A 12,667-nucleotide genomic window follows, 5' to 3' on the forward strand; every position below is an offset into this window, starting at 1 on the left:
CGCGGTGCGCCCGGACCCCTTTGGTGAGAGGGTCGGCAGGTGAACTGGGGACTCGTGGTGGCGATGGCCCTGCTGATCGTCTGGGCGCTGTTGGCGAAGTGGTTGGCGCGCCGTCGGGTCAGTCTGCCGCTGGTGATGCTGGGGGGCGGGCTGCTGGCCGGGGTGGTGGCGCTGATCCTGCAGGTGACGGGGGTCTCCAGCAACACCATCGACATCGGGATCATCACCGTCGTGCTCAACGAACCGGCCGCCGAGCGCGCGGTCGAACTGGTGCTGGCCCTGGTCCTGTTCGTCGATTCCTTCGAGGTGCGCCGCGGGATGCTCGGCCACCAGCCGGGCATGGCGCTGCGGCTGCTGGCGATCGCGCTCCCGCTGAGCGGCGTACTCGCCATGCTGGTGGGCCTGTGGCTGTTCCCGTTCCTGCCCGTCGCGGTGGTGCTGCTGATCGTCTGCGCGGTGATCCCGACCGACCTCGCACCGACCGCCGGACTGTTCGGCAGCGATCGCCGGATTCCCTTGCGGGTCAAGGATCTGCTCAATGTGGAGAGCGGTTACAACGACGGCATCGTGGCACCGGTCTTCGTCTTCGCGATCACGCTGGCGGGTGCGACCTCCCATGCGAGCACCCCGCTGGCGGCACTCCAGCAGGCGGTGCCGGCGGCCCTGGTCTCGCTGGCCGTCGGCGTGGTCGTCGGCGTCGGCACGGGCTGGCTGATGCGCGGGGCGATCCGGCACCGGCTGACCTCGCGGGCGACGCTGCGCTTCGGCGTGGTCGCGATCCCGCTGCTCACCTATGCGATCGCGGTGCTCGGCCACGGCAACGGGTTCGTCGCGGCGTTCGTCGCCGGGGTGGCGTTCCATGCGGTACGCGGGGATCTGGCGCATTCGGAGATCGACCTCTGCGAGGATCTCACCCAGGTGGCGACCGCGGTGGTCTGGTTCGCGCTCGGCGCCGTGACGCTGACGGTACTGCTCGGCACGCTGACCTGGCAGATCGCGGTGTTCAGCCTGGCGGTGCTCACCGTCCTGCGGATCGTACCGGTGCTGCTCAGCCTGCTCGGCTGCGACTGGAGCTGGCCGGATCGGTTGCTGATCGCGGCCCTGGGTCCGCGCGGGATCGCGACGATGGTCTTCGGCATGCTCGCCATCAACGATCTCGCGGATGAGCAGGTGGTGATCACGATCCTGAGCATCATCGTCACCACGATCATCGGCAGCTTCCTGCTGCATGGTGTCGGGTTGCCGACGCTGGTCGGTTGGTACGCCCGACACGCGCCATCGGAGGACGAGGCGTCCGACGCCGCGGAACCCGCGGGCCCAAGGTCTTGATTCTGTACTTGTGTAATTGTGTAATTGCCGCATGAGTACCGTTGCGGACTGGTTCGGCGGGCGATTGCCCGATGCGTGGTTCACCAGGGCCCCCGAGGTCACCGTCGATCGCGAGGAGATCCTCGTGCTCGGCACCCTGCCCGAGACCGACGAGGGTGGCGCCGCGGCGGCCCGCGGGCGGATCGCCCGGTTCCGCGAGGACACCCGGGCGCAGCGGATGCGGATCGCCGACGAGGCCGAGGAGAGCTTCGGCCGCAAGGTCGCCTGGGGCGCTCGCTGCGGGGAGGTCGAGGAGGTCTTCACCAATCTGTCGATCCCGGTGATGACCCGGCTCCGGCAACCCGAACGGATGGTGCTGGACACCCTGGTCGAGGCCGGCGTGGCCCGTTCCCGCTCGGAGGCCCTGGCCTGGTGCGTACGCCTGGTCGGCGCCAACGAGAAGGAATGGATCGACAGGCTCGCCGACGCCCTCGGCGCGGTACGCGAGGCGCGCAACTCCGGCCCCAACGCGAGCTGAGCACCCCCAGCGACACCGGCTGAGCGAGCGCCAACGAGTCGAAGCCAAGTCGCTCGGCCCACCGGGCACCCGGTTCCGACACCGGGCACCCGATCCAGCGCGACTGAATCGGGTGCCCGGTCGCAGTTCCGGGTGCCCGGTCAGTCGGCGAGCAGGCGGGCGGCCGCGGCCCGGGCGCTGCGTACCCGCGAGAGGTCCCCGTCGATGCCGGCGGTGACGATCGCCCCCTCGACCAGCAACTGGATCGCATCGAGCGTCGCGGGATCGACCTCCCCGGCCCAGCTGGCGAGCTGCTCCCGGAAGGCCTGCTTGTGCGCCAGCACCTCCGCTCGTACCGCCGGTGAGGTGTCGGCGAGTTCGCCGTGCAGGTTGATCCACAGGCAGCCGCGGAATCCGGGTTCGGCGAACCAGTCCGCCAGCCAGTCGAAGACCGCGAGCACCCGACCGACCGGATCGTCGGCGGTCTCCACCCGGGCGGCCAGCGCACCCCGCCAGCGCTGGTCGCGGCGGCGCAGCATCGCCACGACCAGCTCGTCCTTGGTGGGATGGAGCGCATAGATGCGCTTGAGCGACAGCCCGGACGCCTCCCGAACCCGGTCCATGCCCACCGCCCGGACCCCCTCGGCATAGATCAGCGACTCGGCCGCATCGAGCAGCAGCTGGCGATCGGCGGCAATCCGCTCGGCGGTGAGCGCGGCAGGCATGCGTACCCCCATTGACGTTGAGAACTGGCGTTCTCTACGCTACCCGGAGCCGATGGAGAACACTCGTTCTCCACTTCGAAGGGAGCGTACCCGATGTCTGAGACCCGCCCACCCACTCCCCCGTTCACCGAACAGACCGCGGCGCAGAAGGTGCAGGCCGCCGAGGATGCCTGGAACACCCGTGATCCCGAACGGGTCGCGCTCGCGTACACCGAGGACTCGCAGTGGCGCAATCGCGACCTCTTCCTCACCGGCCGCGCCGAGATCGTCGAGTTCCTGACCGACAAGTGGCAGCGCGAGCTCGATTACGCCCTGCGCAAGAGCCTGTGGTGCTTCACCGAGGATCGGATCGCGGTGCGCTTCCAGTACGAGTGGCACGACGGGAGCGGCCAGTGGTGGCGCAGCTACGGCAATGAACTGTGGCAGTTCACCGCGGCCGGATTGATGGCTCGTCGGGAGGCCAGCATCAACGATGTCGCGATCACCGAGACCGATCGACGCATCCGCGGCCCGCGACCGACGAGCGAACACGGTGTGGATCTGCCCCTGCGCTGAGGTCTCAGCGTGGCGACTCTGGGTAACGTCCCACCCGGACGGTCAATTGTCGACACGATAGGTCTAAGGTCACCCCATGGGTAACTCCAGCATCCTGCGTACCAAGCGGGTCGAGACGGTTCTCGAGCAGGACGAGGGCGGCGGTCAGCACCTGACCAAGCGCCTCAAGGCCCGCGACCTGGTCGGATTCGGTGTCGGCATCGTGATCGGTACCGGCATCTTCACCCTGACCGGGATCCAGGCCAAGGAGAACGCCGGCCCCGGGATCGTGGTCTCCTTCCTGATCGCCGGCGTGGTCGCCCTGCTGGCCGCGCTCTGCTATGCCGAGCTGGCCGCCGCGGTACCGACCGCGGGCAGCTCCTACACCTACGCCTACACCACGATCGGCGAGGTGTTCGCCTGGATCATCGCCTGGGACCTGGTGCTGGAGTTCGCGCTCGGTGCGGCGGTGGTGTCCCGAGGCTGGTCGGGTTATCTCCAGGAACTGCTGGGGCTGCCGGAGACCTTCTTCGGGGAGAACTCGGTGGTGAACCTCGGCGCGGTCGCGATCGTCATGGTGCTGGCGGTGGTCGCCGCCCTCGGCATCCGGGAGTCGAAGTGGCTCACCAACCTGCTTGTCGCGGTCAAGGTGCTGATCTGCATCTTCGTGGTGATCGCCGGCTTCTTCTTCGTCAAGGTCGCGAACCTGACCCCGTTCTTCCCGCCGGCCACCCCGAAGGAGTCCGCCGGCGCCTGGCACCAGCAACCGCTGTGGCAGGCGCTGTCGGGGGTCCAGCCGGTGGCCTACGGCGTCGGTGGTCTGCTGGTCGCCGCCGCCGTGGTCTTCTTCGCCTACAGCGGTTTCGAGGCGGTCGCCAACCTCGGCGAGGAGTCGCAGAACCCCGGTCGGGACATGCCGCGCGGCTTGATCGGCACACTGGTCGCCTGCGGCCTGCTCTACATGCTGGTGTCGCTGGTGCTGACCGGGATGGTCAAGTACACCGACATCTCCGAGGGTGCACCGATCTCGGACGCCTTCAAACAGGTCGGCCTCGGCTGGGCGGCGGTGCTCGTCGGCATCGCCGCGATCGCCGGATTGAGCTCGGTGATCCTGGTCGAGATCGTGGCGCTCGGCCGGATCGGGTACGCCCTCTCCCGCGACCGGTTGCTGCCGCCATCCCTCGGGAAACTCAATGAGCGTTACAACACCCCGGTCCGGATGACCATCCTGATCGCGATCCTGATCAGCGCACTGGCGGCCTTCATCCCGCTCACCGCACTGTCGGAGATGGTCTCCATCGGCACCCTGTTCGCGTTCCTGGTGGTCTCGATCGCGGTGCTGGTGCTGCGCCGCACCCGCCCGGACATGGAGCGCCCGTTCAAGACCCCGCTGGTGCCGGTGGTACCGATCCTGTCCGCGGTCACCTGCCTCGGCCTGATGGCCAGCCTCGAGGTCGGCACCTGGCTGCGTTTCGTTGTTTGGTTGGCCGTCGGCATGATCATCTACTTCGCCTACGGCCGCCGGCACGCCGTCGTCGGCCACGACGCTGGTTGAGCGAGCGAGGAACGAGCGAGTCGAAGCCAGGACCCTTCGACTCGTCGCTGCGCTCCTCGCTCAGGGGACGGAGATGAATCAGCGCAACGGCACGAATCTGTACGCCCCAGAGCGTTCGATCCGCGGCGGGCCGGCTGGCACGCGGGTGACCCGGAGCATCTCGCCTGCGACCGGGATGACCAGCACCCCGCCGAGGTCCAGCTGATCGACCAGCGAGGCGGGCAGCGTATCGGCCATCGCCGAGACCAGGATCCGTTGATACGGACCCTCCGCCGGGCGGCCGAGCACACCGGGTTCGGCGGCCTCGAGCCGCGCCCAGGCAGATCCAGCATTCCCTGCCCAGGCTCGAAGATTCGCCGCACCCTGCTCGGCGAGCCACGGTTCCAGCTCCAGCCCGAGCACCCGTCCCGACGGCCCGACCAGCCACGCCAGCAGCGCGGTGGTCCAGCCCGAACCGGCGCCGACGTCGAGCACCGAGGCCCCGACCGGCACATCCAGCAGCCGCAGCATCGCGGCGACGGTGGAGGGTTGGGAGTTGGTCTGTTCGGGCGCGAGCTGGGTCGGGCCGAGGGGCAGCGGCCGGTCCTCTGCGGCGTACCGGCGCTGTGCCTCGGGCAGGAAGCCGACCCGCGGCACGGCCTGCATCGCCTGCGCGACCCGGTCGGCCGCGGGTGTCGACTCGCTCGTCCCTCGCTCGCTCAACCAGCGCCCCCTGACCTCACCTCAGCGGTTCTCCGGCAGCCCCTGCAGCAGCTGGCGCGCCATCACGATCCGCTGCACCTGGTTGGTGCCCTCATAGATCTGGGTGATCTTGGCGTCGCGCATCATCCGCTCCACCGGGTAGTCCTTGGTGTAACCGTAACCGCCGAGCAGCTGCACCGCGTTGGTGGTCACCTCCATCGCGACATCGGAGGCGAAGCACTTGGCGGCGGCACCGAAGTAGGTGAGGTCGGGATCGGTCCGCTCCGAGCGCGCCGCGGCGGCGTAGGTCAACTGTCGGGCCGCCTCGATCTTCATCCCCGCATCGGCGAGCATCCATTGCAGGCCCTGGAAATCGGCGATCGGTTTGCCGAACTGCTTGCGCTCCTTGACGTAACCGAGCGCGAAGTCGAGCGCGCCCTGGGCGACGCCGATGGCCTGCGCGGCGATGGTGACCCGGGTGTGGTCGAGGGTCTTCATCGCGGTGACGAAACCGGTGCCCTCCTCACCGACGAGCCGGTCGGCGGGGATGCGCACGTTGTCCAGGATCACCTGGCGGGTCGGCGAGCCCTTGATGCCGAGCTTCTTCTCCGGCGCACCGAAGGAGACCCCCTGATCGGCCTTTTCCACAACGAAACAAGAGATTCCGCGGGTCCGGGCCTCCGGATCGGTGACCGCGAAGACGGTGTAGTAGTCCGACTCCCCCGCATTCGAGATCCACGATTTGGTGCCGTTCAGCACGTACGCGTCGCCGTCCCTGGTCGCCCGGGTCTTCATCCCGACGACATCGGAACCGGCATCCGGCTCGGACAGACAGTAGGAGAACATCGCGCCATCGCGGGCCATCAGCGGCAGGTACTTCTGCTTGACCTCCTCCGAGGCGGAGAGCAGCAGCGGCACGGTGGCCAGCTTGTTCACCGCCGGGATCAGCGAGGAGGAGACGCAGACGCGCGCGATCTCCTCGATCACGATCACCGTCGCCAGCGCGTCCGCACCGACACCCTCGTAGGCCTCCGGGATGTGCGGGGCGTGGAAGTCGGCCTTGAACAGGGCGTCGAAGGACGCCTTGGGGAAGGTCGCGGTCTCATCGGCCTCGGCCGCATTGGGCTCGATCTTGGCCTCGGCCAGGTCCCGGACCGCGGCCCGGAAGGCGTCGTGGTCCTCCGTTGGACGGTACAACTCATCGAAGTCGCTCACGGGGCCCACTCTACGCCTCAATGCTACTCGTTGGTAACCCCATAGGGTGATCCCCGATGGCGGAGAAGAGCAGCAGTGCGCGGGTGATCCTGGTGCTGTGCCTGTGCGGCACGGCCGCCGCGCTGCAGCAGACCATCCTGGTACCGCTGCTGCCCCAGCTGCCCAGGCTGCTCGGGACCACCGCCGCGAACGCCTCCTGGCTGGTCACCGTCACCCTGCTCAGCGGCGCGGTGGCGACCCCGGTGATCACCCGGTTGGCCGATCTGCACGGCAAACGCCGGATGCTGCTCACTGCGCTGGCCGCGATGATGATCGGCGCGGTCGTCGGCTCGGTGTTCCCCACCCTGATCGGCGCGATCGTCGCCCGCGCCCTGCAGGGCATGGGGCTGGCACTGATCCCGACCGCGATCGCCACGCTGCGCGACGAACTGCCACCGCACCGGGTCTCGCTCGGCATCTCACTGATGAGCGCGACCATGGCGATCGGCGCCGGACTGGGCATGCCACTGTCCGGACTGATCGCCTCGCAACTGCCCTGGCAGGCGATCTTCTGGGTGACGGGGCTGACGGCGGCGGTGATGGCGGTGCTGGTCTTCACCACCGTACGCCCGGGACGGGCGTACGCCCGCGGCAGCTTCGACTGGCCGGGTACCGCGCTGCTCTCGGCGGCCCTGGTGGCCGGGCTGCTGGTGCTCTCCAAGGGCCCGAGCTGGGGATTCCTCACCCCGACCACCCTGATCCTGCTGGTCGGCACCGCGGTGCTGCTGGCGATCTGGATCCCGGTCGAGCTGCGCCGACCAAGCCCGCTGGTGGATCTGCGGACCGCGAGCCGGCCGGCGGTGCTGATGGCGAACACCGCCTCGGTACTGCTCGGGCTGGCGATGATGACCAACATGCTGACCACCTCGCTGGTGCTGCAGGCGCCGCGGGAGTCGGGTTACGGGCTGGGCCTGGACCTGCTGACCACCGGGTTGTGGATGGCGCCGACCGCGATCGCCTTCGGCGCGACCGCACCGGTGTCGAGCCTGATGCTGAACTCGATCGGCGCGCAGACCACGCTGCTGATCGGCGCATCGGTGATGGCACTGGGGTTCTGGACCCGGGCGCTGACCGGGCAGCAGTTGTGGCAGGTGGTGCTCGCCTCGACGGTGATCGGGGTCGGCACCTCGCTCACCTTCGCGGCGATGCCGGCGCTGGTGATGGCCTCGGTACCGCTGTCGGAGACCGCGTCCGCCAACGGGTTGAACACCTTGCTGCGCTCGGTCGGCACCTCGTGCGGGTCGGCGCTGCTGGCGGCGTTCACCACCGCGACCGCGCTCCCGGGCGCCGCAGTCCCGAGCCGGTTCGGGGCCGAGGCGGTGCTGGTGATCGCCGGCTGCGCGGCCGCGCTGGCGGCGCTGCTGGCCTTCCTCATGCGCCGGCTGAGGTCTTGAGCGAGTCCGGGGTCAACGACCAGATGGTGAGGTAGGCGAAGCAGAAGAAGGCCGCGACGGCGACGGCCACACCGGTGGATTCGACGTGGGCGAACGGCGACCGCACCCAGTCGAGGGTGGCGGCGATGACCGCGTCGGGACGGGTCAGCAGATCCCACGAGTTCCAGCGCTGGAAGCGCCCGATGACCACGCCCACCGCGCACAGTCCCACCGATGCGATGACGGTGAGCCAACCCCAGAGGCGGCCGAATTCGCGGTGGATGCGCCGATGCACCAGCAGCAGCGAGACCACGCCGAGCAGGATCCCGGTCCAGGCCGCGAACCCGTACTGCAGCACATGCCGCCACAGATTCTCGCCACCGCCGAGGTGCACCAGGTCGGTCACCAGATAGGGCGCATTGGGCAGGAAGGCCAACCATCCGGCGCCGAGCGGCAGCAGCGCCCAGCGTCGCCGCACCACGGCGAATCCGGCCGCGCACAGCATCGGGATCCAGGCCAGGAACAGGTTCCACACCAGGAATCGGGTGGGGTAGGTCAGCGGCGCCGCCGGGTCGGTGACGCCGAGCGCCACGGTGAGCGCGGTGGTCGCGAGCAGGAATCCGATCAGCAGTGCCCCACGCAGTCTGGTCATGACTCCAGTGTGCCGGGGCGCCGGTCAGCTTCGCCGGCTCAGTTTCCGCGGACCCGCTCCCCCTTCATCCGCGCGGAGTCGGCCAGCGCCTGCTGGAAGGCCAGCACCTGCGCGGTCATCGCCGGGTCGCCGGCGGCCAGGATCCGGATCGCCAGCAGCCCGGCGTTGCGGGCATTGCCGATCGACACCGTCGCCACCGGTACCCCGGCCGGCATCTGCACGATCGAGAGCAGCGAATCCATCCCGTCGAGATATTTCAGCGGCACCGGTACGCCGATCACCGGCAGCGGTGTGACGGCCGCGAGCATGCCCGGCAGGTGCGCGGCCCCGCCGGCACCGGCGATGATCACCTCGAGCCCGCGTTCGTGCGCCCGCCGGCCGTAGTCGAGCATCTCGGTCGGCATCCGGTGGGCGGAGACCACATCGGCCTCGTAGGCGACGCCGAACTCCAGGCAGGCCTCGGCGGCCGCCTGCATCGTCGGCCAGTCGGAATCCGAACCCATCACGATGCCGATTCGTGCGGGGGACGACCCCCGCACCCCCGCGCTCGCGGGGGACGATTGCTGCTGTTCAGTCATGTCCTTCAATCCCCATCAGATAGTTGGCGGCGTGCTCGGCGCGGCGGCGCACCTCGTCGAGGTCGTCGCCGAAGGTGTTCACGTGGCCGACCTTGCGCCCCGGTTTCACGTCCTTGCCGTAGAGCTCGACGCGCAGCCGGCGGTCGCGGGCGAAGCAGTGCAGCAGCGCGCTGGTCAGATCCTCGACACTGCCGCCGAGCACATTGGCCATCACGGTCCAGGGCGCCCGGGTGCTGGGGTCGCCGAGGGGCAGGTCGAGCACCGCGCGCAGGTGGTTCTCGAACTGGGAGGTGTGCGCGCCGTCGATGGTCCAGTGGCCGGTGTTGTGCGGCCGCATCGCGAGCTCGTTGATCACCACCGAGCCGTCGCGGCGTTCCATCAGTTCGACCGCCAGCATGCCGACGACCTCGAGGTCGTGGGCGACGGTGAGCGCGAGCTTCTGCGCGGCGATCGCCTGCTCCTCGGTCAGCCCCGGGGCCGGGGTGATGGTCTCCACGCAGATCCCGCCGCGCTGGATCGACTCGCTGACCGGGTACGCCACCGCCTGTCCGCTGGGTGAGCGGACGACCAGCGCGGACAGTTCGCGGGCGAAGTCGACGAGTTCCTCGGCGACGATCGTGGTGCCCTCGCCGACGCCGTCGAACAGCTCGTCGGCCTCGGCCGGGCCGTCGAGTTTCCAGACGCCCTTGCCGTCGTAGCCACCGCGGGCGATCTTGGCGATGATCGGCCAGCCCTGCTCGTCGCCGAAGGCGCGCAGGGCGGCCGCGTCGGTGACGATCCGGTACGCCGGGGCGTACGCGGAGAGGCGTTCGCGCATCACGGCCTTGTCCTGGGCGTTGATCAGCGCCGCCGGGCCGGGGCGCACCTGGACACCGGTTGCCTCCAGTTCGCGGAGCAACCCGGTCGGGACATGCTCGTGGTCGAAGGTGATCACATCGCAGTCGGCGGCGAACGCCTTCACGGTGTCGGGGTCGTCGTGGTCGCCGACGACCACGTCGTGGGCGACCTGGGCGGCGCTCACCTCCGGCCCCTCGGCGAGCACCCGGACGGTGATGCCGAGCTTGATCGAGGCGGCGTACATCATCCGGGCCAGCTGGCCGCCGCCGATCACACCGACGACGAAAGATCTGGTCTCGGGGGAACTCGGTTCGGGCACCGGCACAGCCTAGCGGGATCGTCACCCCGGCTCAGCGTGCGCGGAAGGTCTCCCGGTAGTGGGCCGGCGTACTGCCGACGAGCCGCCGGAAATGCTGCCGCAGCTGGGTCGGCGAACCGTAGCCGACCCGCTGGCCGATCCGTTCCACCGAGAGGTCCGAGCTCTCCAGCAGTTCCTGAGCGAGCCGGATCCGTTGCTCGGTCAGCCAACGCAGCGGGGTGGTCCCGAGGTCGCCGAGGAACCAGCGGTTGAGCTGCCGCGGGCTCACCCCGGCGTGCTGGGCCAGCGTGGTCACGTCGAGGGGTTCGTCGAGCCGGCCCAACGCCCAGTCCAGGGTCGGCGCCAGGCCGGGACCCGGTGTCGGGATGACCGGCCGCTCGACATATTGCAGCTGGCTGCCGTGGCGTTGCGGCGCGGCCACCATCCGCCGCGCGATCGCCGCAGCGACCGCCTGGCCGAGCTCCCGGCGTACCAGATACAGGCAGGTGTCGACCGCGGCCGCCGTGCCGGCGGCGGTGATCACGTCCCCGTGGTCGATGAACAGTTCGTCGGAGACCACCTCGGTCTTCGGGTACGCCGCAGCGAGCCGGTCGGCGTACATCCAGTGCGTGGTCACCCGCCGACCGTTGAGCAACCCGGCCTGCGCCAGCAGGAACGCGCCCGAGCACAGGGACAGCACGGTGGCACCGGTGGCATGCGCGGCGCGGATGGCGGTGATCTCGGCGTCGGTGCCGGGCGTGGGTTCGGCGGCGGCGCTGACGATCAGCACGTCGGCACCGGTGATGCCATCGAGACCGTGGGCGGCGACCAGGCCGAGCGGGCGGTGTGCTTGGTCGGCACCGGGGCGGAGCGATCGAGCAGGTCGCGGTCGGCGCAGACGCGGTAGTCGATCGCCGGCAGGCCGATCTCGGTGCGGTCGATGCCGAAGACCTCGGCGGTCACCCCGAACTCGAACATCGACATGCTCGGGCGGACCAGCACGGCGACCGAGCGGAGAGGCATACCACCATCATGGCACGAATCCGATGCCTGGTGTCATTCCAGCCACTCACGGTTCGGGGCGGTCTCCCGGCAGGCTCGCGGTGTGACTCGATCCGCACTCGCTCCCCCGACCGGGCTGGGCCGCGCCGGCGGGGTCGCCGCCGGCTTCGCCTCGGTGGTCGGCGCCGGACTGCTCGGCCTGCCGGCCGCGGTGCTGCACGAGACCGGGTCGGCCGCCGTGCTCACCTGGCTGGTCGCCGCGGTGCTCTGCGTGCCGATGATCGTGCTGTTCCGCGACACGGTGCTGCGTACGCCGGGCAGTTCCGATCCGCTGCGCGACGCGGTCCGGGCCGGACTGGGCCGGCGTTGGGGTGACCGGATCCCGCTGATGTTCCCGATGGTGGTGATGGTCGGGTTGCCGACGAACGCGGTGGTCGCGGCCAGCAACCTGGCGGCGGCCACCGGGTTGGCGGTGCCGCCGACCGTGCTGGCCGCGCTGCTGCTCGGACTGGCGGTGGCGACGAATCTGGCCGGCGCCGCCGCGGGCGCGCGGGTGCAGCAGTGGGGTGCGATCGCGCTGGTCGCGGTGCTCACCGCGGTGCTGGTCTGGTTGCTCTCGCAACCGGTGCGCCCGGCCGAGGTGGTACCGACGGTGCCCGCGCTGGGTGCGGTACCGGCGGGGGTACTGCTGGCGTTCTGGGCGTTCGTCGGCTTCGAGAACCTGACCTTCCTGGCCCGCGATCTTTCCCATCCACGCAGGGATTTCACCGCGGTCTCGTTGATCTCGCTCGGGCTGCTGGTCACGCTGGCGATCGGGTTGACGCTGGCCATCGCGGTGCGGTCGGCGCCGGTTGCGGTCGATCCGGTCACCGGGCTGGTGGATGCCGCACGGGGCCTGCCGGGCGGCCCGGTCGGTGCCGTGGTGGTGGCACTGGCCGGCGCCGGCGGGATCCTGCTCAACGCGCTGGCCTGGGTGCGCGGCGTGGGGCTGGTGCTGGACAGCGCGGCCCGGGAGGGCCTGGCACCCGCCTGGATCGCGGGGCCGGATGCCCGCCAGCCGCGCCGCGCGATCGGGGTGCTGGCCGGTGGCTTCGCGGTGACCCTGGCGGTGCTGCAGGTCTTCCCGGGGCTGGTCGTCGATGCGCTCGCCGCCGCCAGCGCGGTGTTCGTGGTGATCTATCTGATCTGCATCGTGGCCTACGCCCGCAGTACCGGCCCGCGGCCCTGGACGCTGGCCAACCTCGCCCTTGTCCCGATCATGCTGGTCGCCCTCTGGCAGTCCGGCCTGCGCAGCGCGTACGCCCTGGTGGTGCTGTTCGTCGCCTCCCTGCTCACCCGCCGTCGCCACTGACG

The 12,667-nt window shown here is 70.0% G+C and carries 14 protein-coding genes; 6 read left to right on the forward strand and 8 right to left on the reverse strand.

Annotated elements, in window-relative coordinates; all coding sequences use genetic code 11:
* Positions 1 to 39: 39 nt before the first annotated feature.
* On the forward strand, positions 40 to 1,329 hold the full coding sequence (locus tag BI335_RS16715) for a cation:proton antiporter domain-containing protein (RefSeq protein WP_094432294.1): 1,290 nt from the start codon (positions 40 to 42) through the stop codon (positions 1,327 to 1,329).
* Positions 1,330 to 1,360: 31 nt separating this feature from the next.
* Complete coding sequence (locus BI335_RS16720; protein WP_094357941.1) at positions 1,361 to 1,846, forward strand: hypothetical protein; 486 nt, start codon at positions 1,361 to 1,363, stop codon at positions 1,844 to 1,846.
* Between the two features lie 140 nt (positions 1,847 to 1,986).
* On the opposite strand, the gene BI335_RS16725 is transcribed toward BI335_RS16720, so the two are convergent.
* Entirely contained in the window at positions 1,987 to 2,550 is a 564-nt protein-coding gene (locus BI335_RS16725; protein ID WP_094432297.1) for a TetR/AcrR family transcriptional regulator, read from the reverse strand.
* A gap of 93 nt (positions 2,551 to 2,643) precedes the next feature.
* On the opposite strand from BI335_RS16725, the gene BI335_RS16730 reads away from it, so the two are divergent.
* Together BI335_RS16730 and BI335_RS16735 are read left to right on the forward strand one after the other, a co-directional pair.
* Positions 2,644 to 3,105: a nuclear transport factor 2 family protein gene (locus BI335_RS16730; RefSeq protein WP_094426142.1), complete on the forward strand. Its 462-nt coding sequence runs from the start codon at positions 2,644 to 2,646 to the stop codon at positions 3,103 to 3,105.
* Positions 3,106 to 3,181: 76 nt separating this feature from the next.
* Positions 3,182 to 4,639, forward strand: coding sequence for an APC family permease (locus tag BI335_RS16735; protein WP_094432300.1), 1,458 nt, complete (start codon positions 3,182 to 3,184; stop codon positions 4,637 to 4,639).
* 78 nt (positions 4,640 to 4,717) lie between these two features.
* Here BI335_RS16735 and BI335_RS16740 read toward each other — a convergent pair whose 3' ends face one another.
* Positions 4,718 to 5,341 carry a protein-L-isoaspartate O-methyltransferase family protein gene (locus tag BI335_RS16740; protein ID WP_229119654.1) on the reverse strand — a complete coding sequence of 208 codons (624 nt, stop codon included), beginning with the start codon at positions 5,339 to 5,341 and terminating at the stop codon, positions 4,718 to 4,720.
* A 21-nt stretch (positions 5,342 to 5,362) separates the two neighbouring features.
* Complete coding sequence (locus BI335_RS16745) at positions 5,363 to 6,535, reverse strand: acyl-CoA dehydrogenase family protein (protein ID WP_166646848.1); 1,173 nt, start codon at positions 6,533 to 6,535, stop codon at positions 5,363 to 5,365.
* 56 nt (positions 6,536 to 6,591) lie between these two features.
* Between BI335_RS16745 and BI335_RS16750 the strand changes: the two genes are divergently transcribed.
* The gene (locus BI335_RS16750; RefSeq protein ID WP_094432307.1) at positions 6,592 to 7,968 is read left to right on the forward strand and encodes an MFS transporter; all 1,377 of its coding nucleotides are present in this window, start codon (positions 6,592 to 6,594) and stop codon (positions 7,966 to 7,968) included.
* On the opposite strand, the gene BI335_RS16755 is transcribed toward BI335_RS16750, so the two are convergent.
* From BI335_RS16755 to BI335_RS22155, 5 genes are all read right to left on the reverse strand, one after another.
* Positions 7,946 to 8,599, reverse strand: coding sequence for a DUF1361 domain-containing protein (locus tag BI335_RS16755; protein ID WP_094357955.1), 654 nt, complete (start codon positions 8,597 to 8,599; stop codon positions 7,946 to 7,948). The two genes, BI335_RS16750 and BI335_RS16755, sit on opposite strands and share 23 nt — an antisense overlap.
* Before the next feature lie 38 nt (positions 8,600 to 8,637).
* Complete coding sequence (gene purE, locus BI335_RS16760; protein ID WP_229119669.1) at positions 8,638 to 9,102, reverse strand: 5-(carboxyamino)imidazole ribonucleotide mutase; 465 nt, start codon at positions 9,100 to 9,102, stop codon at positions 8,638 to 8,640.
* A gap of 67 nt (positions 9,103 to 9,169) precedes the next feature.
* Complete coding sequence (locus BI335_RS16765; RefSeq protein ID WP_094432394.1) at positions 9,170 to 10,333, reverse strand: 5-(carboxyamino)imidazole ribonucleotide synthase; 1,164 nt, start codon at positions 10,331 to 10,333, stop codon at positions 9,170 to 9,172.
* A gap of 31 nt (positions 10,334 to 10,364) precedes the next feature.
* Positions 10,365 to 11,102 carry a GlxA family transcriptional regulator gene (locus tag BI335_RS16770; protein WP_208109330.1) on the reverse strand — a complete coding sequence of 246 codons (738 nt, stop codon included), beginning with the start codon at positions 11,100 to 11,102 and terminating at the stop codon, positions 10,365 to 10,367.
* Positions 11,096 to 11,335: a hypothetical protein gene (locus BI335_RS22155; protein ID WP_208109331.1), complete on the reverse strand. Its 240-nt coding sequence runs from the start codon at positions 11,333 to 11,335 to the stop codon at positions 11,096 to 11,098. Before BI335_RS22155 ends, BI335_RS16770 begins: the two co-directional genes overlap by 7 nt.
* An 82-nt stretch (positions 11,336 to 11,417) precedes the next feature.
* On the opposite strand from BI335_RS22155, the gene BI335_RS16775 reads away from it, so the two are divergent.
* Complete coding sequence (locus BI335_RS16775) at positions 11,418 to 12,665, forward strand: APC family permease (protein WP_166646849.1); 1,248 nt, start codon at positions 11,418 to 11,420, stop codon at positions 12,663 to 12,665.
* Positions 12,666 to 12,667: the final 2 nt, after the last annotated feature.

The sequence above is a fragment of the Enemella evansiae genome (assembly GCF_002250705.1).
In the GTDB taxonomy this organism is placed as follows: Bacteria; Actinomycetota; Actinomycetes; order Propionibacteriales; family Propionibacteriaceae; genus Enemella; species Enemella evansiae.